The 26,889-nt window shown below is 42.2% G+C and carries 24 protein-coding genes; 20 read left to right on the plus strand and 4 right to left on the minus strand.

Annotated features, from left to right (window positions below):
- Positions 1–183: 183 nt before the first annotated feature.
- From J2Z65_RS00075 to J2Z65_RS00140, 14 genes are all read left to right on the plus strand, one after another.
- A complete protein-coding gene (locus J2Z65_RS00075) occupies positions 184–1,827 on the plus strand; it encodes an ABC transporter substrate-binding protein (RefSeq protein ID WP_167056837.1) in 1,644 nt (547 codons plus the stop codon).
- Positions 1,828–1,970: 143 nt separating this feature from the next.
- Complete coding sequence (locus tag J2Z65_RS00080; RefSeq protein ID WP_209855601.1) at positions 1,971–2,993, plus strand: hypothetical protein; 1,023 nt, start codon at positions 1,971–1,973, stop codon at positions 2,991–2,993.
- A gap of 368 nt (positions 2,994–3,361) precedes the next feature.
- Entirely contained in the window at positions 3,362–3,634 is a 273-nt protein-coding gene (locus J2Z65_RS00085; RefSeq protein WP_167056831.1) for a hypothetical protein, read from the plus strand.
- Between the two features lie 123 nt (positions 3,635–3,757).
- Complete coding sequence (locus J2Z65_RS00090) at positions 3,758–4,252, plus strand: SMI1/KNR4 family protein (protein ID WP_209855604.1); 495 nt, start codon at positions 3,758–3,760, stop codon at positions 4,250–4,252.
- A gap of 206 nt (positions 4,253–4,458) precedes the next feature.
- Positions 4,459–4,968 (plus strand): DUF1572 family protein, encoded by a 510-nt coding sequence (locus J2Z65_RS00095; protein ID WP_167056827.1) that lies wholly within the window; start codon positions 4,459–4,461, stop codon positions 4,966–4,968.
- Positions 4,969–5,437: 469 nt separating this feature from the next.
- The gene (locus tag J2Z65_RS00100; RefSeq protein ID WP_167056824.1) at positions 5,438–5,854 is read left to right on the plus strand and encodes a DUF4274 domain-containing protein; all 417 of its coding nucleotides are present in this window, start codon (positions 5,438–5,440) and stop codon (positions 5,852–5,854) included.
- Positions 5,855–6,017: 163 nt separating this feature from the next.
- Complete coding sequence (locus J2Z65_RS00105; protein WP_167056821.1) at positions 6,018–6,530, plus strand: AAA family ATPase; 513 nt, start codon at positions 6,018–6,020, stop codon at positions 6,528–6,530.
- Between the two features lie 190 nt (positions 6,531–6,720).
- On the plus strand, positions 6,721–7,125 hold the full coding sequence (locus J2Z65_RS00110) for a hypothetical protein (RefSeq protein ID WP_167056818.1): 405 nt from the start codon (positions 6,721–6,723) through the stop codon (positions 7,123–7,125).
- Positions 7,126–7,355: 230 nt separating this feature from the next.
- On the plus strand, positions 7,356–7,898 hold the full coding sequence (locus tag J2Z65_RS00115; RefSeq protein WP_167056815.1) for a hypothetical protein: 543 nt from the start codon (positions 7,356–7,358) through the stop codon (positions 7,896–7,898).
- Between the two features lie 202 nt (positions 7,899–8,100).
- Positions 8,101–8,796: a hypothetical protein gene (locus J2Z65_RS00120; RefSeq protein ID WP_167056813.1), complete on the plus strand. Its 696-nt coding sequence runs from the start codon at positions 8,101–8,103 to the stop codon at positions 8,794–8,796.
- Positions 8,797–8,884: 88 nt separating this feature from the next.
- Positions 8,885–9,361, plus strand: a complete 477-nt coding sequence (locus tag J2Z65_RS00125) for a dihydrofolate reductase (protein WP_167056810.1) — start codon at positions 8,885–8,887, stop codon at positions 9,359–9,361.
- Between the two features lie 813 nt (positions 9,362–10,174).
- Positions 10,175–12,340: a P-loop domain-containing protein gene (locus J2Z65_RS00130; RefSeq protein WP_167056807.1), complete on the plus strand. Its 2,166-nt coding sequence runs from the start codon at positions 10,175–10,177 to the stop codon at positions 12,338–12,340.
- Positions 12,341–12,672: 332 nt separating this feature from the next.
- Positions 12,673–12,975, plus strand: coding sequence for a hypothetical protein (locus J2Z65_RS00135; protein WP_240159642.1), 303 nt, complete (start codon positions 12,673–12,675; stop codon positions 12,973–12,975).
- A gap of 90 nt (positions 12,976–13,065) precedes the next feature.
- A complete protein-coding gene (locus tag J2Z65_RS00140; protein ID WP_167056801.1) occupies positions 13,066–13,368 on the plus strand; it encodes a hypothetical protein in 303 nt (100 codons plus the stop codon).
- Positions 13,369–13,645: 277 nt separating this feature from the next.
- Here the strand turns inward: J2Z65_RS00140 and J2Z65_RS00145 are convergent, their stop codons facing one another.
- Positions 13,646–14,572, minus strand: a complete 927-nt coding sequence (locus J2Z65_RS00145) for an AraC family transcriptional regulator (protein WP_167056947.1) — start codon at positions 14,570–14,572, stop codon at positions 13,646–13,648.
- A 195-nt stretch (positions 14,573–14,767) separates the two neighbouring features.
- Here J2Z65_RS00145 and J2Z65_RS00150 point away from each other — a divergent pair, with 195 nt between their 5' ends.
- From J2Z65_RS00150 to J2Z65_RS00175, 6 genes are all read left to right on the plus strand, one after another.
- Positions 14,768–15,505, plus strand: coding sequence for an SDR family oxidoreductase (locus J2Z65_RS00150; RefSeq protein WP_209855607.1), 738 nt, complete (start codon positions 14,768–14,770; stop codon positions 15,503–15,505).
- Positions 15,506–15,877: 372 nt separating this feature from the next.
- Complete coding sequence (locus J2Z65_RS00155; protein WP_209855610.1) at positions 15,878–16,240, plus strand: hypothetical protein; 363 nt, start codon at positions 15,878–15,880, stop codon at positions 16,238–16,240.
- Between the two features lie 229 nt (positions 16,241–16,469).
- Complete coding sequence (locus J2Z65_RS00160; RefSeq protein WP_167056795.1) at positions 16,470–16,712, plus strand: hypothetical protein; 243 nt, start codon at positions 16,470–16,472, stop codon at positions 16,710–16,712.
- A 308-nt stretch (positions 16,713–17,020) separates the two neighbouring features.
- The gene (locus tag J2Z65_RS00165; protein ID WP_167056792.1) at positions 17,021–18,373 is read left to right on the plus strand and encodes a tyrosine-type recombinase/integrase; all 1,353 of its coding nucleotides are present in this window, start codon (positions 17,021–17,023) and stop codon (positions 18,371–18,373) included.
- The gene (locus J2Z65_RS00170; protein WP_167056789.1) at positions 18,373–20,499 is read left to right on the plus strand and encodes a site-specific integrase; all 2,127 of its coding nucleotides are present in this window, start codon (positions 18,373–18,375) and stop codon (positions 20,497–20,499) included. Before J2Z65_RS00165 ends, J2Z65_RS00170 begins: the two co-directional genes overlap by 1 nt.
- Positions 20,465–20,941 (plus strand): hypothetical protein, encoded by a 477-nt coding sequence (locus J2Z65_RS00175; RefSeq protein ID WP_167056786.1) that lies wholly within the window; start codon positions 20,465–20,467, stop codon positions 20,939–20,941. The genes J2Z65_RS00170 and J2Z65_RS00175 overlap by 35 nt, the downstream gene beginning before the upstream one ends.
- 353 nt (positions 20,942–21,294) lie before the next feature.
- On the opposite strand, the gene J2Z65_RS00180 is transcribed toward J2Z65_RS00175, so the two are convergent.
- The 3 genes from J2Z65_RS00180 to J2Z65_RS00190 all read right to left on the minus strand — a co-directional run bounded on the left by J2Z65_RS00180 (position 21,295) and on the right by J2Z65_RS00190 (position 26,836).
- Complete coding sequence (locus tag J2Z65_RS00180) at positions 21,295–22,872, minus strand: SagB family peptide dehydrogenase (RefSeq protein WP_167056783.1); 1,578 nt, start codon at positions 22,870–22,872, stop codon at positions 21,295–21,297.
- A 62-nt stretch (positions 22,873–22,934) separates the two neighbouring features.
- Entirely contained in the window at positions 22,935–24,878 is a 1,944-nt protein-coding gene (locus tag J2Z65_RS00185) for a TOMM precursor leader peptide-binding protein (RefSeq protein WP_167056781.1), read from the minus strand.
- The gene (locus J2Z65_RS00190) at positions 24,875–26,836 is read right to left on the minus strand and encodes a putative thiazole-containing bacteriocin maturation protein (RefSeq protein ID WP_167056778.1); all 1,962 of its coding nucleotides are present in this window, start codon (positions 26,834–26,836) and stop codon (positions 24,875–24,877) included. The genes J2Z65_RS00185 and J2Z65_RS00190 overlap by 4 nt, the downstream gene beginning before the upstream one ends.
- Between the last annotated feature and the right edge of the window lie 53 nt (positions 26,837–26,889).

A 26,889-nucleotide genomic window follows, 5' to 3' on the forward strand; every position in this document is an offset into this window, starting at 1 on the left:
TTTCGTTCAAGCGAATAGCGTTGACGCATCCATGCTGACGGATGTGGAGGATGCGGCCAGGAGGGAGGGACTGCGGGAACAGCTTAAATATTCACTAATTGTCGTACCGTACCCGTTCTGATCATCTGTCCTATGACTGGGTCGTTAAAAAGAGTAGACTATAAGATCCTTTGGAGGGATAACATGAACTCAAGAAATCGTATTTTAACTACGCTCGTTGCTTTTTTTTCGTTAGCTGTAGCGGGTTGCTCCGGAACTGAAGTCAGTCCTGGCGATACCAAGAAGTCAGAAAGCACCGACATCTCGACGGCGGGAACGTTTCCTATCGTCAAGGAGCCTATCACCATTAAAGTGATGGTAAAAGCTAATGCGCTTGTGGAGGACTTTGCGACAAATCGGTTCAGTAAGTGGATGGAAGAAAAAACGAATATAAACGTACAATGGGAGGTTATTCCCGAGAAGGCAGCGCAGGAGAAGTTAAACCTGGCATTGGCCAGTGGGGATTACCCTGATGTCATTATGGGCTTTGGCGTGTCCCCAGCGCAGCAGCTCATTTATGGAGATCAGGGCGTGTTTCTGTCGCTTAATAATTACATAGATAAATTTGGAGTCGAAACGAAAAAAATGATCCAGGAAAACCCGTATGTGCGTGACTTAATCAGCACCCCTAACGGGAAAATATATAGTCTCCCCCAGGTCAATCAATGTTTTCATTGTTCATATCCGCAAAAAATGTGGATTTACAAGCCTTGGCTCGACAAGCTTGGACTGAAAATGCCGACGACCACAGAGGAGTTCTACACGGTACTGAAGGCGTTTAAGGAAAACGACCCTAACGGCAATGGTAAACCGGATGAGATTCCGCTTGCAGGAGCCATTAACGCAAAAGTGGATGAATTTCTAATGAATTCATTTCTATATAACGACAAATCTCATCTTTTTTTAAATAATGGCAAGGTGGAGGTGACATTTAATAAACCAGAGTGGAAGGAGGGACTCACATATCTTCAGCGACTGTATGCAGAGAAGCTGTTATCTCCGCAAACGTTCACGCAGGACAACAATCAGTTGAAACAGATGGGCGAGAATCCCGATGTACCGATCCTGGGTGCGGCAACGGCACAGAATATGGGCGTGCTGACGCAGTTTTTTGGAAAAAGCGGTAGATGGCTTGAATACGTCGCAGTGCAGCCTCTTAAGGGACCAGGTGGACGGCAGATCGCCGCTCTCAATCCATGGGGACTTGTCGGGGGCACGTTTATCATAACCAATAAAAGCAAAAACCCGGAGGCGGTGTTCCGCTGGGCTGATACTATGTTTAATCGCGAAGTGACACTTAATTCCGTATTCGGAAGACCTGAACAGGAATGGCGTTGGGCAAATCAGGACGAGATTGGCATTAACGGCAAAACCGCCATTTGGAAACGATTGGCCAATTTCGGGCAAATTCAGAATATTCACTGGGCACAGACCGGACCTTCTTACCGACCGAACGATTTACGGCTTGGGGAAGCGGTAGAAAAAGACATGGTCAGTCAAGAAACCATTCTGTACAAGGAATCCAAGGAGAAATATGAGCCCTACCAAATAAAGGCCGAAAACATCGTTCCCCCATTATTCTTCACAAGCGAGCAGGCTTCCGAAATCGCAGATTTAGAAAAAACGATTGGGGATTACGTGAATGAAATGCTTACCCGTTTCGTAACCGGAGATGCCAATATTTCTACTGAGTGGGACAGCTATTTGAAAACACTGGATGGTATGAATGTCAAACGTTATATTCAGGTTTACCAAGACGCTTACGACGCTAAATACAAGAAGAAGTAGAAGACCGAGGAACTTAAGGAGGAGCCTCATGAATCGAATGACTTTTTATTTACCTACTTTGTGTTGTACAAAAAAAGCGATATAGTACAACTGCCCTGACTAGTTAATTCCTAATTGCCACGAGAAAATCAAGAAGCAACTAAATGATTGTTAACCCTGAGCAAAAAGAGAAAGTTCATAACAGGGAATACATTCCTGATAAAAGTAAATATTCACCTAGATTTTCCGAAAGTAATTCAGATTTGGCTACAACACTATTACACTTAGGTCAAGAAGGTGATAAATTTACAAAAAAGAGTTATCAACCATTCGAACTATTGTATTATTCGGTTGGAGCTGTTACAAAATTTAAGATATCTCTTAAAGACATTTTTAGAGAATTAAAATATTGGAGTCTCTCTATAGAGCAATTTTACTCTACAAATGCTCATCAAAGTTTTACTGAAAGCATAAAACATTATCTCGACAAGCGAGTCGAATTGAAGAATCGAAGATTAGGTGAGTGTCTAGCCCCTTGGGCAAAGCTTGCGGAGAAGGTACATGACAAGACGATTCTGATGCTGATCCGCAAGTTTCTGCAAAGCGGGGTCATGGAGGACGGGCTAGTGAAGCCGACAAAAGAAGGAGTGCCGCAAGGCGGTCCTTCTAAAAGCAGAAAACTTAGACAAGCCAATCAATCGGCAGGGGAGGGGAGGCTGCCTTCCACCAAGCACAAGGTAACTAAGGGGTATTTAAGAGATACATATATCGGTTATGTTTTGTCTGGACCTTTACCCCAAAAAGTTGTAAATGCCATCCACCACTCAATTGCAATCATAGAAAACGGAGATTTGTCTGATGTAAGAACTTTTATCACTGCCGCCGTAATAACTGGATATGTTTTTAATGAAATGCCATTCCTTATAAAAGACATGCGCCCATTAGATGATTACGATATATTAAGATTTTGGTTAATGTTATTAACAATAAACCATTATGGAATTAACATGAAGTCGATTAATACTGTGCGGAGCGACAGAAAGAACCATATTACATTTTGCAACGTTGATTTGTATTTACCGGCTGTTAACGACTTGTCGCTCAATACAGATGAAGTGAAAATGTTGATGCATAAAACGCCGTTATCGCCTCGACCAGCCGTACTATTAGAATTAGTGGATGATTGAATCTTCTTACGTCTTCCACGCTTCGTTCAGTAAGGTTCATTACGCTAACGAGGAACGTTAGTTGAATAAATGTAACAAGAATGAAATCTTATTTTCATATGACTTTAATGAATCAAGCCTATAATAAAACTGACCCCCTTTAAAATATAAATAGTTATGACCCACAGCCCGTTGCTGTGGGTCACTTTTTTGTTCATTAAAGTAACGGGCAGGGTACGCGATAAAACATCAACATAAAGTATGACTAGTTGCTTCCGTCATAAAAATTGACGAATCGAGCTCCGACATTTGACTATGCCAAAACCCTCCTTCTCGGAATAGTAATGAAAATAAGCAAAAGCTCGATAAATCGATTGGGAGGTTATCTTATGGGAATAAGAGGAAAGGTAATAAAGGTGACTATTACCCACAGAGATGAAATTGTAAGACTCGGACCGGATCAACTAGGCCTTTTAAGTGAGGAGACAGTTTTTAAAAGTTTCTCTGAGCACCCGCGTATCGCGCTTTGCGGATTTTTACCAAAAGACAGAACCCTCGTAATTAAAGGTTTAAGTCGAGGAAATACGAGATGCATCCTTTTTGTTTCTGCGCCCCACCGTTTTTCTAGGATTATCGTTGAAGTGACCTCTCTGGCAATTTAAAGGCTTGTGATTCCAATGTCGGCATTTAGAGAACCCCAACGAGTCCAAAAAGAGAAAGTTGACTAAGCTAACGAGGAACGAGAGCTTAAAGAAACATTGAGCAGCCAGAGAAAGGACGATGACATGAGTAACGTTATTCGGTTTATTAACGAAGCCAAGACGCTTTCAAACTGTGAAGTTTATCCTGCTGTATTGACTTTACCAAAACTTCGTTCTTCTCACATATTGCCATCCGATCTTGAAGAGTTTTATAAAGAGTGCGGTGGTATGCAGCTTTTCAATGATTCTGATTTTCCTTATCGTGTGATTCCACCAATAGAGATTAATTTGGCTAATTTAGAGATCCTTGGTGAAGAAGTGGAGGATGACATCACCAAGGATTGGTACACTATCGTTGATTGTGGGAATGGTGATTTTATAACGATCGATTTGCACCCTGAACGCCTTGGAAGGTGTTATGATAGTTTTCATGAAACGCATGGTTTAGTGGGAGAAACACCGATTATTGCGTTGTCATTCGCAGAATTGTTAGACCAGCTTTTTCAATTTAAAGGGAATCGAATTTTTTGGTTAGAAGACAATTTTATTGCTTTAGGAGACGCATACGATAAACAGTGAAGATCATCCGAGCCACATTTCATTGCACTAACGGAGAACGTTAGCTCAGAAATCAAAAAAGTGAGGCTGTCGAGAATTATTTCGGGCAGCCTTATAAGCTAAAGGACACTTTAACATGGTAAAGGTTGTAATTTCCCTATTGTATCAGGGAACATTCGTTTGGTAATATTAAACAAGTGGGAACCTTACTTGGAGGAGAGTGTTAAATGGAAATCGCCATAGAGTTGATTGAAAGCATGTTGGGTAAGTTCACGTCGGAAAAGAAATGGACTCTCCAAGCGATTGAACAATTGTCTGAAGATGATATTATTTCTTCCCCGTCACCAGAAAGTAACAGCATCGCTAACTTAGTTGCTCATATTAGGGGTGCGGTACACTCACGAATAGAAACGATTCTTCTAGATATTCCTGACACAAGAGATAGAAATAAGGAATTTGAAAAAGGACTAAAAATGTCTAAAGAACAAGCGGTTACAAAGACCAGAGATTCTTTTGATATTATCATACAATATCTTGAACATCTCAAATCCACCCCAGAGTTATTAATGTCTCAACCCTTCCTAAATCTTCCTCCCCTTACATACAGCCAGGTAAATAACGAGACGACTGCTTTGAATCTTATGATGGCTATTTTTAGAGAGGTTCATTTCCATACAGGCCAAATCATCTACGCTGCTAAAATAAGAAAAGGGCAGCTAGTTTGGAACTACGATTAAACATTTGCCGTATCCATTAAGCTATCGGTGAACAATAGTTTAACAATAAACCTGCTGCATGAACCGCAAATTTTGTTCGATAACAGATAGGATAAATGTATAGATGAATAGAAATTAAATACGAGGGAGGTGTTAAATGACTGATCAAAAAAACAAATTATACATGGATATTGTTAATTATGTACACTCTAATTCTTTGTCCAACAATATTAAAGTTGATAAAATGGCTAGTGGAAGAGTAGTATACGAGTACATTGGAGAAATGTCAGATATTCATAAGAATGAGTTAAAGAACTTACAAGACATTCACAATTCAATTAAGTAAGGTTAACTTTAAACTAACAGATAACATTTACTCAATATACAACAAAATGGGAGGCTGCCGACATAATCGGCAGCCTTTCGCTCACCTAACGGGCAGTTTAGTTGAACGCAGTATGATATAATCCTTCTGTGGGGAGATGATACTATGTCTAGTACAGAATGGATTACAGAACTTTTGGAGAATGAGAATCCTTCATACATAAAACAAGCAATCAGTCGTATTGAAAACCCAGAATTATTACATGCCATCGCACTGAATTATTATTGGGATAACGGTTTTGAAGTGCCTAATTGGATAGTAGAGAATGGAAACTGCGAGTTTGGAACAGCACTGTTGTTGTTCTACAGGGCTGACGGTTACGTACTCTTAAAGAATAATAAGGATATGACAACAGGACAAACAGAATGGGTTGCATTCGTAAGTAACCTTTTAAATAAATTAATAAAAAATCATTTTAGTATATCGAAAGTTCCTTACGAACCAGAGTTGACTAAAGTACAAAAATACAAATTAAAAAAAGCTAATCCAAACATACCCGAAATCATTTTTGATGGGGTCTAACCCCTGTTAACCATTAAACTAACGAGAGAACAATAGTTGAACATTCAACAAGAACAAGGCTGCCGGCAATGTGCGGCAGCCTTTCGTTCACCTAACGGGAGTTTAGCGTTAGATAGAAACATCTAATATAATGTGCTTATCCACTTGAATGGAGGGTCTAACCTTGGGCATTAGGAATTATCTGATTGGAGGCGTTTCCGGCGCTGGCAAAACTACGGTCTGCAACGAATTGCAGCGGCGCGGCTACCATGCCATTCATGGTGATCGTGAATTGGCTTATCAAGGCGATCCGGAAACTGGTACCCCAACGGATGGCTTTAAACCCGAACACCACATTTGGCATGTAGATAAAGTAAAAGCTTTGGTCGCCAATCAGGATGAGGCGGTAACATTCTTCTGCGGTGGTTCGCGGAATTTCCCCAAATTCATCGATCTCTTCGACGACGTGTTTGTCCTTGAAGTCGACTTGGAAACCAGTCTCCGGCGGATTGATGAGCGAGTAGCACTGGACCCAACTGACTGGGGTGGCAGACCAGAGGAACGGGAAATCAGTGCGCGAATTTATCAAACGAAAGAAGGCGTTCCCAAAAACGGGATTATAATCGACGCCACCGCACCGATCGCGCACGTCGTTGACGAAATCCTCCATCAAATTGAAGCAAATAAACGCCAATGACAGTAACTTATGGTCACTCACGGACAGCACCTGGATACGACCACTGCGCTAACGTGTAACGATAGTTTAACAAAAACATGAAGGCTGCCAGCCAACGATGGCTGCCTTTTGTGCAACTAACAAGCAGGATTCTAAGCAGGTCATCAAATACACAATAAAATAAATGATGGCCAAATTAAAGGAGCTTAAAATGTTTAATGAACAAAGGGTGATAGTTCCAACCATAGAAAGCCTGATGAGTCTTATTAGCAATTTTAAAGAATATAAGATTGATTTAAATTTAGATCCGGAAATAGAATTCGGGGTAGTTAGCAACAACGAACAAAGTGGTTTTCATTGTATGATGACTCAAGACTATTCCCTTTTTAGTATTGATATATTAAATGCTAAAGATGAGATTCTCATTAGAATTTTAGCAGAGATGTTAGACAGATATAACCTCGAAACGGACAGACTGACTGAAGATATTCGCGATTGTTACAATAACAGGATTGCTGAAATGCAAACAGATTACGAAAGATACTGGGTTATTTATAGGTTTGATGAGGAAGATGATATGGTACTAGTTAGATATAGAGCGTTTATTACTGAGTAAATGATTCATTTCGCGCTACAGTTTGACATCCCTGTCAGATCACTAGGTGGTAAAAACCAAGGTTAATAGGGGGAGCTCATTACGCTAACGTAAGAACTATAGTTCAATCACTACATACGGCAGTGGACTCGATTGGCTGCCGTTTTTCGTTGAAGTAAGGTGCAGGATAACGTAGTCCTCGTATGACTACATAAACTCTTACTTATGAATAAAAGTACGGGAGATACCCTATGTGGTTAGAACTTAATAAACAAACTACCAGGAAAATAGGCATAATGCTGAAATCAAGGCTTATCTGGTATAAGCATTATTTTTTGTTCTGTGACGAAATTATTGAGAACATGGATAGACCTCCATACTGGATTATCGAACTTGCCGAAAAAAAATATATCGGAGACGCAGTGAAAATTGTAAACACTTATGCTTTTTCTGAACCGTTCGAAACATACCCTGATTCATTACCTGACCTTTATGTAGGTTGTCTATTTATAAGGTATGAAAGAAAAGAAATATCCTGGGCTTCTTTTTTAAAAGAATCTGGTGACTATGCTGATGGTGAAGGCTACTTTGCTTTAAAACATGATTGTGAATACTTTTATCACATGCTCAATGAGTATGAAGACAACGAATTTTCAATCCAATTGGAACAAAAACAAGCAGAGGACATCAAAGAAGCGTTTAGAAATGAGATTCAAGAGGTACGTATTATATATAATCCATTCGTTGAATATTTTCGAAAGTACGTATCATTACAAAATAGCACACCAAACTAAACATTCTAGTGAGAAGTCATCAAAATCAATGAACTAACTTGAACTATGTTAGTTCAATGAGCCACCGCGGCAGCCGGCCACTCGATTGGCTGCCGCTCGTCGTTAAACTAAAGGGCAAGATAACGTGGCGATTAGGACAATGTGTGGTCTATTTTGTGTAGTGTTTGTAGATAAACCGGTTTAGGATAGGTGTGTTATATACATGAAAAGGTTGGAGTTAATACAGAAGACACAATATGATTTTGATGCAGCCTTAGAGGATAGGGAAATAGAAGCACTTAAAATCTGGAATTGCAAAATTAAAGATTACTCAAAACTTAATTCTTTAACGAAATTAACCGAGCTAGAAATCTTTAGCTTTGATGGAACGTTAGATGATATGTGCAATCTTAGGAACCTATCAAGGTTGAGGTTGATACATATGCCAAAAGTAAATAAATTGGATAAATTGGAGCTATTAACCAACTTGCAGGAGTTATCTCTAGAATCTTTACCAAGTTGGGATTCCTCAGGGAAAACGTTGGTTTTTGATAATCTGAATCCAATAGGTAAGCTATCGAACCTTAAGAATTTAGTAATAATGAAAGGCATAGCAGAGGAATTCGGATTAAAGCCATTAGGTCACTTGAAACAATTGCAAAAGTTTGAAACAGAGAATACATTTTCGACCTATGACTTTGCATGGTTATCGGCTCAATTAAGAAATACAGAATGTGTTTATTTTAAACCTTATCATGAAGTGAGATACTCCCAATGTAAGAAATGTGGTTCTAACAAAGTTAAACTAACTGGTATCAAACGAAATAACTTGCTCTGCCCGAATTGCAATAAAAACAAAATAAACGAACATGAAAATATCTTTTATAAGATTGTTACTGAGAGTAGTGGAACTTCTTGAAAACCTTTAAAACCATTACGATAACGGGGAACGTTAGTGGTACGTCACAGGAGCAGAGCAGACTCATGGTTTTAAAGGGGAGATTTATGTGGAATTCAAACTAATCGCTGCCATGGACAAAAACAGGGTAATAGGAAAAAACAACGACATTCCTTGGAGGATACCTAATGATTGGCGGCACGTTAACAAAACGACAAAAGGGCATACAATCGTGATGGGGAGAAGAAATTATGAATCTATTGGAAGGGCTCTTCCTGATCGTCGTAATATTATCCTAAGCCGTGAAAAAGAACTGAGGATAGAAGACTGCGAAATTGCCCATTCCATTAATGACGTTTTTAATATTTGTCAAAGTGAGGAAGAAGTCTTCATTTTTGGAGGAGAACAGATCTATAAGATGTTTATGCCATATGTTACAAAGATGTATATTACAAAGATATACCATGAATTTGAAGGGGATACCTATTTTCCGGATATCGATTTTGGTGAATGGAAAGAAGTATCTGTTACAGCAGGGATTACTGATTTGAAAAATCCATACACTTATTACTTTCAAAGTCATTGAAGTAACGAATAACGTTAGTGAAATAGTGGTTGCTTCGGCAGCCGTTTTTGTTTTCTCAGCTAACGGGCTGAATAACGCAATACGTGTTCGTAAAAGTATGGTAAAATTTTACTAAGAAAACATCGATTTTTAGGAGGGACATGCTGTAAAAAGGCTATTAGAGTTGTTTGTTGCTCCATTGATTCATAGTATTTTTTCTGTAATTTTCATAAGTATTTTAGTCAAAGGGACTTTTATTTCGGGAGTAATTACTACTGTCTTTATTACTTTAGTCGTTACTCTTATAACTACATTTGCGGCTAACGGCAAGTGGTATGTGCTGTTTACAAATGTGTTATTCTTTTTTATATTCTTTGTGTTGCTTAATATTATTTTGAATCTTGGCAATCAGAGAGCTTCAGATGACGATAATAATGGGGTTGGCATATTGATTCTTGGAGTCGGAATCCCTGCTATATTGTTCTCTCTGCTGATAGGAACAATTATCGGTATAGTATGCTCGATATTATTACATGGGCAAGTGCAAACAATTAAGAAAAAAATATATAGGTCGTTAAACTAACGGAGAACGATAGCGTGGCGTTAGAAATCCCTCACTCGTGGATTGTATCTTACATTGTTAGTTGAGCGTTAATTGAAAACGAGGTACAGGATACGGAACAAGTCCAAATGCCTAGCGATAAGCAAATGATACAAGGGCTCCGTAGTATCTTGGAAGAGATTTCTGAGGGGAACCTTACGAAGTGCCGTACAGATATAATTAACGCCTATTTAAGCGAACACCTCGGAATAATGTAAAGGAGATACAGAATTATGCCAGTAAAACCTAAATTCGAAATCGAAGATCTACGCAAGCGAACTTTCACTGACAGAAGAACTCCGGTCAACTTATTTTTAAAAGCTCTTGATGATAAAAAGTTAGACCTTAATAAGCAAATAGTCTTAAACTTCTATGGTGTTGGTGGTATGGGTAAAACTAGTCTAAATAAACATTTACGCGACTTAATGAAAAACTTGTACGAAAAATCAATAATTGCCTCATTAAACTTTGAGCATAAGGATCCTTGGGATCCTATAGCGGCTCTCGACAAGCTAAGATGGGACTTTTCTCAAACATATGGAATGAACACATTTCACTATGACACAGCAAGGCATATCTACGAACGAGCTTTCTCCCCACATAGACCGATGAAGGTGGAGGATCTCCCTTTTTTCGAGGAAAATTCAGTAATTGCAACTATTTTCGAGTATGGTTCAATATTACCTGATGCTGAAAAGTACCTTAAGTTTATTCAGGAAGCTATAAAAAGAGGTAAACAGATTGGGGATAGGCTATCTCGTAAAAATCTATCATATTTAGAAGATTACTCAAAACTGGACGCAAGAAAAATGATTAGTTATTTACCTCAGTTTTTTGCTATGGATGTTCATAATTTACTTAGTAAAAATCAGATCCCTGTAACTATATTTATTGATACTCATGAAGCCATTTGGTCTTCTAATAGAACACAAGGGAATATGCTTATAAAAGATGATTGGCTGCAAGAATTAGTAACGCATTTACCTGAAGCCACATACATAATTTGTGGTCGAGATCCTCTTAGGTGGATGGAGTTGGATAAGGGATGGAACGATGTGATCATACCATTCAAACTTGAGGCATTTAAGGATCGTGATTCAAAGGAATTTTTGAGATATTGCGACATTCAAGACGAAAATATAAATGAGTTTATTTTAAATATTTGCGATGGTTTACCATATTTATTAGATAAGTACGTCATTGAGTACGAAAAATTGTCTAAATCGAGAAATGTAACCATCGAAGCGTTTACTGATCGTTTATCCAAAATTGATCTTAAAGCGAAGGCAATTGATCGATTTTATTTATACTTAAATGACGAAGAAAAACACGCATTTAACATTCTCTCGATTCCTGACCAGTGGGATCAGGAATTATTCGCTGAGCTAATGAAAAGGTTTAATCATGGATTCCCTACGGCTCAATACGATAATCTAAATCGTTATTCAATTGTAATGAATGGAGAGATGCCAGGTTACTATTCAATCGATCGAGTAATGAGATCCTTTATCCTAGAAAAATTAAATCAATCAAAGCCAGGACTAATTACAGAGATAAGACAATTCTTATTCCAATATTATGAAAAAAGGATTATGAATCCTAGTGGAGATATTCAAGACAAGACACCAATTTTAAGAGAAATATCCAACATCTTAACCACTTATGAATATCAACAATGGATTAATAAAATTAACACTTTACAAACGCCCTTTGTTGGAAGAATACAGGAACTTTCGGTTATTGATCACTACCTTGGATTGCCTATATATAAAGGAATCTATGTTAAAGGAGTACCTGGAGTAGGAAAGACAACTCTCCTTCATATGGTAATGAATCAGATCAAACAAAAAGAGATTAATTGGATTCCCATTTTTATTCATGCTCACGATATACAAGGCCCGGAGCATCTCCTGCGTTGGATTACCAAAATAGTTATTCACGAAGTGAAGGATGAATTTGACTCACTATTAGAAATAAAAAGCATAGGTTATTGGGTTTCGAAATTGAGCGAAATTTTGAATGACTCTGAAATAACATTTGTATTTATTATAGATGGATTAGATGAAATCGACCCTAAATCCAATCAAGCGATCCTTCAGTTATTAAGCGAACTCTTCTCACTCACCGAATCACATCAAGTTAGATGGGTGATTTCAGCAAGAGAATTCAGCTCTCATTGGTCTCCTCAAGATTTTAAAATCATGAACCTTGATGTTTTGAATAATGATGAATTGGTATTATTGATTACAAATCAACTTAAATCTTCAGGTATATACCTATCTAAAGACGAAATCGAAGAAGTGGTAATGCGTAGCGGCGGTTCACCATTTGCAGCAAGAATGGCTGCTTATTATGAGTGGAATAGACAGTCTAAAATCTACACGGACGAATACCTTTGAGACAATGAATATACATACTGAACGAATTATAAGAAATTATGCTTATCATTGAGATGTATGCAATATTATGTACCCAATAAAACATCTAGCTTCTAAAAAGCACAACGAGAATAATTCAGTAAAATAGTTTGTTCGCTCGCGCATCTCGTTGAACTAACGGAGACGTTAGTTCAATAAGGAGGGAGCAGATCGCCAGATGGCGGCTGCTCCCTCGTTTCGAAGATGTAAAAGGCAGGAAAATTGAATCAATTCACGAATAGCTCAGTTAGAAATAATTAGTAATTCTGAGGTGTTATATGAAATTAATGTGGTGCTGGAGATGTAAACAGGAAATGCCAATGCTCGATGAAGTTGAATACCAACGGATAAACCAACTTTATTTGGAATGCATTAAAAGTGCACAAAAATTTAGAATAAGAAATAATGTTTCATCGCCAGTGAATGAATTATTCAAACCATTAGTGCAAGAATACGAGAGGATTACTGGGTTTAAAGATTTGCATCACAACGCTATTATGCATCATAGAATTTCTCAATACGGAGATCCATGTAAGAAATATGGAAAGCCACTAAGAACACCACAAGCCAAAATGTGTGGTGCATGTGGGGAAAAGGTTATAAAAAAGGTGAATTGATAAGTTGACCATTCCGCTAATGGATAACGTTAGTGAAGAAGTGGAGCGCGTGTACGCTAGTAATTGATATAAAACAAACAGAGGTGCGTAATGGAACCAATTGACTGGATCCCATTAATTAATATAAGCGATGATGAGAAAATATGGGCAGGTACAAAATTAAGACTTTATAATATTGGATTAAATGTGAGAAATAAGCAGAATGACTACTATGACTATCTTGTATCTTTTATCTATGATAATGAAGAATATTTGCAATTAACTAATCTGTCTATTGGCAAAGCAGGGAATATTCTCTGTGTAATAAGAAAAGATATTCCCAATCACTACTCACTCGGGAAATCATTGAAAGAAATGGTAGGACTAGAAAATACTTGCGTGAAATTTGAGTAGATTAGTGAGCTAAGAGGATTGAACTAACGGATAACGATAGCGCGGCGATGGAACCGATCTATCGCTTTTTTTAGTTTATTTGCACCTCACTTAACTAAAGGGCAGGATTCATTCAGCATCGCGGGAATTAGGTAGAAGACGAAATTGGAGTTGAAAGAGGAAAAATAGGAGAAACTCGCCCGCCGACTTGGACTATCGATGGAGAACAGGGACTTAACGTTCAATCGTCAGTACCCTGTTCTTTGTCTATGTCAAAATTTCTCTTGAATCATGGAACTCAGACAAGTACTTTGGTGTCCTTGAACGAACCACGAAGCTCTTGAATATCCAACATCGGTGGTCGGCCATACATACGTGCATATTCCCGACTGAACTGGGACGGACTCTCGTAGCCGACGCGGAATGCCGCATCAGAGGCTTGCATGGATTCCGTCAACATTAACCGCCGGGCTTCTTGCAAACGCACCGTTTTCTGGTATTGCAACGGACTCATTGCCGTGACGCGTTTGAAATGCTTATGAAATGCCGATATGCTCATGTTCACTGACTTTGCGAGATGCTCAACAGTAAGCGGACGTTCATATTGCCGATTTATCAACCGGATTGCTTGAGCGATGTTGTAAGCATGGCTGCCGCTGATCACAAATTGATAAAGGTGCTCGGCTTGTTCACCCTTAAGCATTCGATACAGAACTTCACGGATGACAAGCGGCGCCAGAACTGGAATATCCTCAGGCACGTCGAGTAGCTGCATGAGCCGCACGATGGCTTGAAGCAAAGCGGGAGACGTTTGGTTCACAGATATACCTCTGCCGGCTTCCGGGTGGACGGAAGCAGGGCGATTCGTTTTTTCCACAATCTCCAGGATGACGTCGGTGTCGAAGCTCAGTTTCAAACTTAAATAGGGAATCTCGGGTGAAGCTTCGACAATTCTGCCCATGATCGGCAATTCGACGGAAGTGACCAAGAAAGTAGAAGGGTCGTATCGATAGGTTTCATTAGCCAGCGTGGCTATCTTAGCTCCTTGCGCCACGACGCAAATGGACGGCTTGTAGACGGATTCCAGCGGTTCCGACAAGTGAGTGGCATGCATTAGCGATAAAGAAGGAACGGCCGTCTGATGCGTTCCGCTAGCCGAGGCATGGCGACGTATTAAAAATGCCAATTGCAGCAAGGCTTGTTCCATGCGCTGCGATTCATCCATTATATCCACGTAGGGCTCCTTTCCAGGAAGGATGTCTTTTTACTTTTATTATATGGAGATGGAAGAGAATTAGGCAAGGATTGGACAGTAATGGTCTAACGGCACGATGCTAGTAATTACTATAATGAATTTGTAAGGTCGAACTTGGCGAATGACCGATAGGCCCACAACATGATATGAAGGGGAGGAAAGGAAATGAATTTGAATGGTAAAGTCACAATCGTCACCGGGGCGTCGCAGGGTATTGGACGGCAAGTGGCTATCCAATTAGCGCAATCCGGAGCGATGGTAGCTGTTAATTATTCCTCGAGTAAGGGGAAAGCGGACGCGGTTGTAAAGACGATTGAGCAATTAGGCGGCCAAGCGGTGGCAATCCAAGCCGACGTGAGCAAGGTGAGCGAAGTCGAAGCACTGTTCTCGGAGACGCTCCAGCGATTCGGCCATGTGGACATTCTAGTTAATAATGCCAGCATCATGGAAAACAATGCAATCGCGGACGTGACGGAAGAAATATTCGATCGGCATTTCGCGATCAACGTGAAAGGGATGTATTTTGCTTGCCAACAAGCAATGAAGCATATGGAAAAAGGCGGGACAATCGTTAACTTGTCGACCTCCGTTTCTGGTGCGATGCTCCCAACGTACAGCGTTTACGCCGCAACGAAAGGTGCGGTCGAGCAACTGACACGCCAATTGGCCAAAGAATTCGGTCCCAAGGACATCGTCATCAATTGCATCGCGCCCGGGCAAGTGGCTACCGAGTTGTTCCTGAAGGGCAAATCGCCGGAGTTGGTCGATTCATTTCGTCGAATGAATGCATTCGGACGGCTTGGCGAACCGGAGGACATCGCGAATGCTCTCGAGTTGCTCGTCAGCGACAAAGCCCGTTGGATAACGGGTCAAACAATTCGAGTAAACGGCGGGTTTAATTGAATATTGTGGAAAGCGGTTCCTAGTAAGGAGAAGGGAAGTTTGTGTCATTAATGTAGGGAGATTTGTGTCATTAGACAACAATTGAATTGTCGAGTGACAAGAATATAGTCCGATTAATATCCGCCAAAACGGCGGCTTTTTTATTTTATCGGAACATATTCTTGTCATTTCTCAATGTCAAGAATATGTTCCGATTGCCGATCTAGGCCAAGAATATCGTCCGATTGCCGATAAGACCAAAATAAGTATCCTTTTGGCATTCAGCTAACGGGAGGATAGTTTGGTGACTTCCTTGAATAAAGAAAGGTAAAGTTAATTAATAAATTGGCCGTATCCGCTTTTGGTTCGGCAACTTCAGAAAGTAGGCCGGGTATGAAGCTCAAAGGGACAATGACCGAACAGGCATATAGGAAAACATTAATAGCCTCGAAATTTCATTTGTTCAATGATATATCCATGCGAAGGTTCTTAAACATTATTAAAAAGACATTTCCCGCAATGAAGACAGCACACGTTTTATCTTGGACACCCGAACAAGGTGAGGATATAATTAGCTTTCTTGTGGATACCCAGACAGTTATTAAGATTGAACTGGACCGTTATGATGATACTATTGCTCCGATAGTTGATGTGTATCCAATTGAAAAGTGGATGAAGGGACTCAGTAAAATGTATCAGATTAAAATCGCAGTAGCATTGGATCTAGCTAAGAGCGATATATCACAAGGCAGTTAAATTAGGGTAGAGCATTCCGCTAACGAAGAACTATAGCTTAAGAAAGACACCGCGGCAGCCGGTCATGATCGGCTGCTGTTTATCATTGAAGTAACATGCAGGTTAGTCCAATCATTTACCATATTGAAAATGTTATAAAATATAGAGTTGGATCACGTCCACTGTGAATATTTGTTCCGTAGAAGTTGGACAATAATGGGAACTATTCCACAATGCAGGGGTGTTTGGCGTGAGCTCTAATTCGTATTGGTATTTAGGTCTGAGCTTCATTTGTATCATTTTGCAGGTCATTGTGTTTTATAGAAAACGAAGCGTCCACACCTATATGCAATTCTTTATTGGAGTTGAACTCTTATATATCGTCGAGGCCGTCATCTATATCTTCAACGGGAGCTACGAGTACCACCCCAAACTGCTTAGCAATCGTTATTACGACAGCCATCTCGGAGCTTTAACATCTAATTTAATCTAGCTAACTGGCTTACTTTGGAGTTTTGGAGTCAGGAAAGTGATTACTTTAAGTTACGCACACATGTTTGTTGTCGCGAAAGCACACATGTTTGTGTCGCCGAACACCAGAAACGGTAACCGACCATTGTGCGGTTGCGAAAATAGCCGACATATGTATAAAATACAATGTAATATTAATTTATAAGAAATGTTGATGAACCCGCGATTTTACTGTATTTTCATTTAGTGTCACACACCATATATGGACATCCGTTATCTAGAAACGGTATGTCCATTATTTTTTGTTTTTAAAGGTAGGGAGGAGAGGAAATGTCTACGTTTTTCCATGTATTTCGTCCGGAAGGAGTGAACAGCAAATACCAACTTATTGTTTTCGACGATTCGAAGGAGGCATTTATTCCACTTACAGAGTTTTACCACGACCAGGTTAACAGGATCAGTGAAAGCTCCGTACTCGCTTATTTAAATACCCTTGAACCGTTCTTTTATTGGTTAAAGTACAAAAGTCACTATAAGGCTAGCAAGGTCTGTTGGGATAATGAGCCGGAAGCCGTTAAGGAAGCAGTCAGGCAGTACTTGTTAGATAAAATGCATTGTAAGATCCGAGGAAGAGACGGGCATGAAGGCGTGTATTTGACGAGTAAAAGCTCCAAAACGATTCAACTGTTCCTGTCCGCCATAAAAGGGTTCTATAAGACCATGATTCGCTTAAAGAAGTATTCCCATGCCAATCCTCTCATCGATTTGGAATTCAAAGATAGTCTTTCTGAGCAGCCGGGGGAAAGGGGAAACCGACCAAGAATGCCAAAGGCAGCCGGTACTGAGGAACCGATCTCTTTTAGAAAGCAAACGGATTCTTACTTTAAGATCATTAACGAAGAATGGGTTCCTGAGATCATAGGTGATTGGGATCTGCCTTATCGTATTTATCAAGCTGGTGACACCCAAGGATGGCGATTACGAGATGAAGTGATAACCCGTTTTATGTTCGAAACAGGGGCGAGAATATCCGAGATATTAGAACTTACTGTTGGAGACTACCGAAAGCGATCAGATATCCATGAATTAGCCGCAACGAACAAAGGCAGCTATAAACGGCGAATCAAGTTCATTCGAATTTCTCCGGAGACATTGAAGCTCTTAATTAAGTATGTAAACTCTGAGCGGCGTCAATCTGCAAACACACAAGTAAAGTTCAACGACTTACCTGACCAAGAATCATTGTTCTTATCAACTAGGGGTACTCCATACACATACTCAGCGTTTTACTCAAATTGGGCCACGATCACCAAGCACGCTGGAATTAAACTAAATCCGCATAAAGCAAGGCACTGGTTTGTGACCTCTATGCTGCGCGGCATTTATGAACAATCGGAAACAACTGCCCAAATTGATGACAAGAAAAAGCAGCTTATTGAGTATATGAAGTGGCGAGACCCAGATACATTAACCGTGTATGAGCATTATTACGATGAGGAGAAGTTCCGAGACCTACATGAAAGGCTCCAGGAGAGCTATATGAAGCGTGAAAAGGAATACTTCAAATCGGCCAAGTCGCGGTCACAGATCGCAAAGCCGGTACTTCATATCGCATTTGAGTTGGAGAACTCCGAGGACAAACAAGACTGGTTAAATGAGTTTTATGAGGGGATGGAATTGTAGTGTCAACAGCTGTGCATTTACTTGAAGAATTACAAGACAAACCATGGGGATCCCTTCTTTATGGTAAAATACCGGAGGAACTTTTACTGCTTACTGATCCGAACGGAGATTATTACTGGGAAAAAGTTGAAGAAAAGAATATTAAGTATTTTGTCCGACAATGTGCACGACATCCGTGGGCAAACCACTTTGCGTTAGCGTTGCTTTGCTTATCTGACCGAAATTTGACACCGCAATCGATCATGAATATCACCAGTGTGTTGAATGCTCGATTTCGGGATTTGTTTAACCATTTTAACCTCACGGCCATGGGGGAGTTCTTACCATCGCACGTGGAACAATATGTAACGGGACAAATTCTTCCCGATCATTCTGACAGACAACGGCAATCAATTTTGACTGGCTACAACACCTTTATGTTTAACTTGAAAAAATGGTTAGGTACTAAGTTTAGTGATGAGAAACAGTCTGCACTCTCCGCATATATGCTCCCTAGTATTCCTTACGACAATCGAGATTTTAATGCTCGCACAAAGGCTATCACAAATGCAAAAACAAAACGAAAAGAAGACACTTCGGCTGTAACGCCTTTATTGCCTGAAATTAGGGCAGAAGGGCATCTGAGATGGAATCAAGTTAGCCGGCTGCGCGAGGCTTTCCGTAAGGCATTAGCAGACGTTAGAGAGCTGCGACGGTCACTTCCAATAGAATTTCATTATGATGAATCCGAATATGTAGGTGAACGATGGCATTTCATCCTAAGAGACCTAAAAAGTTTCAGACAGCTACAAGAAGAAAAGAAGAGTTACAGAGACTTCAAAGATGAAGAATGCGTTCTCGAGTTCATCAGAGCAGAAAAGTTGGAGGACGGATCGGAAGGAGACGGACCTTGGTTTCTAGATCTTCTAAGGCTGAGATTGCTGGGTCATTGGGCAACTGATTATATCTCAGAAGAGCATCGAGAAAAAGCAATGAAATATCTTAATCATTGGGGCTATGAGATAGATGACGGAGGAAAGAATGCACCTTTTTTTCCCCGCAATCCTGGCTTATTAATACAGGGTTTTGAAACCACACGAACGGCCAGGTTAACGAACAAACTCTTGATCAACATCGAACCAATTTACACGGCATGCATGTTCGCAAGATTTGCACTTGATGTAATCTCATCATCTGGCGCTAGAATAAATGAACTGCTGCAGATTAGTTACGATAAAGACTGCTGTGTGGTGACGGTTGATAAGAGTGTTTGTCCGCCGAGAAAAAATTACATTTTCCGTCTGATCCCTAAAGGTAGAGAAGATGCGGAGAACTATTATATGCCGGAAGAAGTATTTAAGTTTATGATGGAAATACTGAGGTTCCTAAAAGATTCCTATAAGTCTGATGTGATCCCAGAGGTACAATACGATGTGGAAAGCAGAAAACATTTGATGCCGAAAAAGAGATACATCTTTCAATATCAGTCAAGACACATCAATGTGTTTTCAATTAATGCGATTCTCCGCTTTCTTTTGCATGGGATTGTGATTCAATCTGCGGAAGGCAATCCAGTTGTTTTAAAAGCTCATCTTTTGAGACATGCTTTTGCTACACATGCTGTTCAGACCGAGAAGCTTCCGATCGACATTGTAAAGACATTGCTTCATCAGAAGGATATAGAAATAACATCTTACTATTCCGCTCCAACTGCAAAACAAGTGTCCGAGTCAATAAACTCTCTGCATGAAAATTGGATTTCTTATGTCGATATTCAAAAAGGTATTCTGAGGGGCCCAGAAGAGCTTAAGGAGCTTTATGATGACTACCGTAAAACGGTCGGTACTATGTCAAAGGTAGTGGGGGGGATATGTACAATTGACTCAATATGCCCGACTAGAATGGCCTGTGTTGGATGTGGGGCGAAAGTCCCTCAGCCGGAGTTTAAAGAAGAAATTACAGCCTATTATAAATGGGCTGATGAAAGTGAAAAACGATTTGAGCAACTCGGATTACTCCTTGAAGCAAAGAAGATGAAGATTGCAAAAAACAGAGCCAAAAACGAACTCAAGGAGATTCAGTTGATTGAGAAATCTCAAAAGGATGAGACATATGCGCCAAAAATCCGTATTTCCTCAGACAAATGAAGTGGAATGGCTTCAGGAGTCATATGAAAAGAGAAAGGCTCGTTCGCTTGAACTTGGAATAAGAGCAATCAATGAGCTAAATAAAGAAGAAAAGCAAATTTCGTATCGGACAGTTTCCGACAAATCAAAAGAAATTGATCCATACGGAATGGGCATTCATCAAAATACCATTCGGAAGAACCAAGAGCTTCTTAAATATTTTCGCAGTCACAGTACTACAAAAGCAAAAACTTCTGAGACTCGCAAAAAGTCCCAAAAGCCATTAAATGATGAGTTAGATGCATTCAGGCACATAAAGCAAGATCGTGATGTAGATAGAGTTAGACAACGATATATGCAGCTTACAAAACAAGAACTAATCGATTTGCTAATCCGAATGGAACAATATGTTGCGCATCAGAATCAGCACTGGTTGAAAAATGAATTTGAGAAATTTCAGTAAAAACAATCTGCCGCCAAATGGCGGCGCTTTTTTCAATATATTTAGTGTATGACACTAAATACAGAACCCTGACACGTAAAACAAAAAGGCGCAAACTTATTAAACTTATTAATTTTTGTAAAAAATTAATGGAGTATAGTGTGTGACACTAAATACAAAACCTTGGTACATAAGGGATTTTTCAACTTTATAGACATATGTATAAAATACGGGTTTTGTGAATATGTAACCGACAAGCTCCGCCGCATATTTTCGTTATTTACAATTTTCTTTACATTTGACCGAATAACCCTCACCATTTTGGTAAGGGCTTTTGTTTATGCTCGCTCTGTTTTTTTCAGAAAACGCTTCTTCTAAACATGCAAACCTCCAACTAATCGAGGGCAATGACGATATGGCCCAACCGGGACCTGGATCAGGCTGGTTACACCTTCCATCTTGTAGATCTCATCACACAATCTGGCATCAAATCCAAGGAGCGGATGTCCCCCCATCCCGATAGCGGATGCCGCCAACAGTAAACGCTGCACGAGCATCCCCGCTTCCATCTGTTGAATGCGATATCCCCTATACCCCAAGGCTGTTGCGAGATGACCTTTGTCTCCTGCCACATGAAAGCATAGCGGAACTTGGGACAGATTCACGTTGTTGGAAGGCATTCCCTGCTGCAGTTTGAGTCGATGATCCCCCTGACGTACCCGCCGCAATGTATGAGCAGCGCTGTCATAATGGTAAGCGCCGTCCGGAATGCCTTCAACGTTATACAAACAGCCGTACAGTGAGACGCGAGAAACGGGATTCTCATGGGCTCCATCCAAATCATTCCGATACCTGAAGGAGGCCGTTGCCTCCTGCAACAGATAAGCCAACTGCTCTTGGCTTATCTTGACCATAACAAAATCACCATCCGGCGAAAATCTCTTTCGGCTTATTGTCGCCAGATCATACGACAACCGTTTCACTCGGGGCAGAGCCACTGCTTGATCCTCGCAGTCTACGATCTTCTCTTCGCCAATTTGCCGTATTATCGGCCGAAGCCACTCCAACAGGGATGCTTCATTCATCTTGATTAGCAGAGGAAACTCCTTGACTCTCCGGGACCGGATGTAGTAATCATGCTTAACCGTTGGCAACTCCCGGCATAATTCGGTGGCGGAGCACTCCCGCTCTCCCTCATTCCTATCCGCAAACCATTGAATCGCAGGCTCCGTTGTCAGCGGAATCACCGCATACACACTCTCCTCTCGTTCCGATATCCCAAGGAGATCATTCACTGCCCGATCAAGGAACTGGAAATATACGCCAGACGCGAAGCCGAACCGTTTCGCAACTTCCAAGAGCTGCCCGATTAACGTACCCGCATCCAGTCCTTGCAGGCGATAGGAAAAGTTATTGTATTTAAAAAAGTTTTTCCAAAACAGGGTCGATACAAAAACAGCACCAAAACAAGCCGACACGTCACAGCGATTGCCAAGAGCCCGGGCTACATATGCATCGAAGTTACCTTTGCGCAGTAGCACCAAACGGTGGTGTGCCACATCATAATGATATACCCCCTCGGGCAAATCCTCCAGCTTCAGATACACATATAATTCATTAGGATATAACGCTCCCCCGGAGGGAACAAACCGCCGGTACAACTGCAGTAAACCCATGTTCTGTACCATGGAATTCGAAGCAGGGACGGACTGGGAAAATTGAGTGAGCCCGAATATGTACCAGAGAAAATGACCCATATGGCGAAGGTCAGGCTTCACTAGCGCTTCACCGCCATCGAGTGTCAGCGGTACTTCCGAAGATAACGGAACCACTTGCAATCCGCGGTAGAGCTTATATGCAAGCGGTCCGTCTTCCCAATCCACCACCAAGTCCGGCGGTTTGGTTTTGTCAATGTCATAATGCAGATTGTGCAGAAATGCCTCCAGATCCATGCTTCTCCCTCCTGCTTTGAACGAGGATGTGAACTGCTCCACGTTTCACTGCTCGATACCGCCTATGGAAAAGGATGCGGGTATGGATTGAGAAGTTCAATCCTCAGCGGCTGCTTCGCATACCCGAGTTCCACCGGTACGTTCAATACCCGCTCCAACCCTGCAACGCGGGTAAAGTGATGACCGAATGTCATCGGCAGCATCCCCGGGATCAGCACTTTCACGCAATGTAGTCCATTTCGAATGATTTCCGGCGCTGACTGATCAACCACGATCACATCAAGATTCAATCGGCGGAACGCCTGAAGAACATCTTTCAGATCGTCCGTTAAATCAGCATGCCTGGCCTCACGCTTGAATTCCTCTTCGAACGTTCGCATCGGGCGATTTTCATCCAGCAGAAATTGCAGGCGCTCCTCCGCTTGCGGCAAACCGTATAACAATGAGTGATCCTCCATCTGCCGCACCTGGGAGGAATCGTGAAGCATCCGAACATACGCCTCGCGGTTCTCCTCAAATTTCTTATCAAGATTTAGTACCATGCCGGCCAACTCGTGAACCGCACCTTTCACCGCCCGTACCGGATCAGGATGAGCTCCGGCCGCACAGATGAGATTCACTCCTTTTTGTTTCCTGTTTTTTGCTATCCCCCAAACGCTTGGAATCCCGTTCTCCATCGTAGAGTTGTAGAAATATACATCAAACCCCGCCACAGCTTGTAAACGATCGATCATCAACTGCAATTCGCGGTCGTTTGCGGAATAGGGGTCAATGCGTGAGAGAGGCAACTGCGCATACCAAGTCATCAAAAACGAATCTCGCTCCACAATTTCCAGTATTCCGTAAAAAATAGCCTCCTCCAGGCTTCCTCCTAATGCGCATCCGTTGGAAGATTCGGACACGAAACCATGCCCGCAGCCCATGCCGTAATAAGCGAGCTGTTCTGGAACCAGAATCGGACGCTCTTGCAAAAACGAATAGCCCCACACCCAATCGATGTGGCGGTCAGGATCGAACGTGGTGAACGGAAATCCCGGCTGTGCATACTGTTCCTTCGCGTGCACCCCTACCTTGACTGGGTCGAGCGCTTGATCTTCCAGTTCGCGGAAGCTGCCATGGACTACCGTCCGTTTGCCTCGAGGTGCCAGACCGCAGTACCGCTCCAATCCCTCCAAAATGGCGGTCAACTCGCTCACCGCATAGGAATGAGTTCGACCTGCCGTCCCCACGTCCTCAGCGATCAACGGTAGATTTACGCTTACATCGGCAAATGGCGATGCAAGGTCAGTCATTTTCTCATTCATAAAGCCGGTCCTGTTGTCCAAATAGTCTTTGGTCAGGACTTTTTTCAAATCATCCATCGGGCGGGAACGGTAACTATCCAAGCTGATCTTAGGACTTGGCTGCAACGAAATGCGGGCTGATGCCGATGAATCTTCAGGCAATCGACTGCAAGCCGGGCATAGCGGGTCAGGGAGAAAGAAGTGAAGTGTACTCTCCAGCGTTTTCAAGTTGATCATAAGCACTCTCTCTGCCAAGTGAACCGGTTTGTCTTGCAACACCCTCCGTGCCTCCGCCACCAGAAGATGAGCTACTTGGAAGAGTCCCGTACGCGAAGCCCATGCATCACGATGTATTCCCCCGTGCGCCGTAAGCCTCCGCTGCAGCGCCCTCATCTCCCTGCGATCGCGCCCCGCCATGAGCCGTCGCGTATCCGCACACTGGGAACACCCTTGTGAACCCGGAGTAACCAGTGGTCCGATCACACCCTCGCCAAATGAAACGAAGCCGCGCAACCAAGGGATGCCGGCTGGCTGCAACAGCTCTTCAGCCTTTTGATGAACATTAGGATGCCAAGCATCGTGCAGCACCAGAGCTAAATCCACCGCTTCCGGCACTCCTGCTTCGAAATCAATTTGACGAACGATCTTGAATTGGGCTGATAGTTCTTCGTACACGCAGTCCGCCAACACCCCGTCTCCCACAATCATAACGATGGTGCTCACCGGGATCCCTCCTTTCGCAGCAACACGCCAAACACTCCTGCCATTTCCTCTTTCAAAAATGGTTCTACTGCCAGATCGAAGACCAAGAGCCGCTTATGGTTCCGTTTCAAGACCTGCAAGGCGGACTGCAGAACATCCGCTTCTACCGTCGCTTCACAGGATGGGATCTCAAGGCTTAGCGGCAACTGTTCTGCCAGATGCACGGACGAAACCTCCAACACTTGCGATGTGAAACTAGCCGGTTGGTTTTGTGCCTTCAACAGAGCCTGTTGCAAAGCATCCCGCAACGCAAAAGTTACATTCAAGCCTACACCGCCATACCAACGGTCATCCGTACCGACCCACACCACAGGGAATCCGGAAACTGCCTCTCCCAAGCCAATCATCGGCTCTCCCTTCATCGTCGTCAAAGCTTGGAAATAAAACTGGCAGCGTTTATCCTCTATGGCAGACAAATGTACTCGAGAGACAGACGGCAGCTGACACGCCAGTTGCTTGCCCATCTCCTCAGCCAAACACCTTAGCAACCCCCGACCCAGGCCTTCAGCAACCGTTTCTCCCGCTCCGATGCCGATAAATTCCTGCGGTTCTATCCTGCTGCCCTCTACTTCCTGATGGGAGGAAAGCGTTGAGACGAGAAGGCCTGCCATTCGCGACACATACGTTTCAATTCCGGCCAACCCTGCTTCCCGCCGAGCTCCCTCATGCGTCAGATCAATACATACAATGTCCGACAGCAGCGTAGCTGGCCCTTCCGATAATGGATCGATTGCCTGAACTCGACACTGAGAGAGCGGCAGTTGCTTTAAGTCCCCCTCCTCCCAAACATGAAAAATTCCTGATTCCGCCGATGTCAACCGGCCAAAGTAAGGAAGCAATCCGCTCTCACTTTTGCTTGATCTCCGCTCGAGCTGCAGTTCGAAATCGTGAATCCGTTCAACAGCGGTACGCCCGGTCACAAGCGGATGGGGTACGAACGAATGCCATTTTCCTTCCAAAGTCTCTAGATTAAGCAGATAGAACGGATAACTTTGTTCCGAATCGTTCACTCCCGTAATCTTTTTTAATAATTCAAACACGATCACGTTCGCTAACAGCGCTCCCGCTGTGGAAGAAAAGGTGTGCAGCTCCGGGTCTTTACAAATCGCAGATTCGTGTATGCTTCGCCACGCTGACTCCCAGCAGCTCTCAGAGTCCGGATGAACTAAAGGTCCCGCCATACCCACCTGCTTCAGACAAACAGCGGGAAGAAACACCTTCTTCTCCTCCCTGCACACCGCATGAAGAACCCGCAGTGCCTCGATATCTCCCTCCTGTGACACAAATAAAATCGAATCAAACAGCCTTACAGCTTCCCGCCATTTACGATTCCCCTCCTTTTGCAGAGTAACCTCCTCGATGACTACCTCGGGGTCCGTTTTACGGGCATGTTCCGCCAGTTCTAGAATCCGTTGCCGATCGGTCGGTTCAGAGCCCGTGACCACCACGTGTAAATTGGGCAATCCGGATTCAAGCAGCGCGGAAATGACCGAGATCAAAAATGGGCCAGAACCGACTGTCAATACTTTGGACTGCCGATAGGACTGAAACCGGTACGCACCCGAATCACCGAAATGGTCCAAAAATTCAATTTGAGAAGCATACTTTTGGAGTATCTCTTCAGACAATTGATGTGGAGTGTCTTGGCTCGCATCCCGAACAAACCCATTACGATACAACATTTCTGCAATTCCATATACCTGTTTCCGGTGTTGGTCCGGCAATCCGTCTGTCAAATCCTTCAACCTATGCTCCCCATTGAATATCGGTATCAATTTCTCAATCCACCGATCTATCCCTACGCCTTCCAAGCGGAACGAGCTTACGTTGTTTCGAAAATACACACTACCATTCGGATCAGGGAGAAAAAACGTATCCCTTTTCATCTTAAGTCGCATCGAAGGGTTCAAATTTGCCATGCTACTCCTCCTCCGGAAGCTGTTCTCAATCTGCCCAAACTCTTCACATGTAA

Source organism: Paenibacillus aceris (assembly GCF_017874035.1).
Lineage (GTDB): Bacteria > Bacillota > Bacilli > Paenibacillales > NBRC-103111 > Paenibacillus_E > Paenibacillus_E aceris.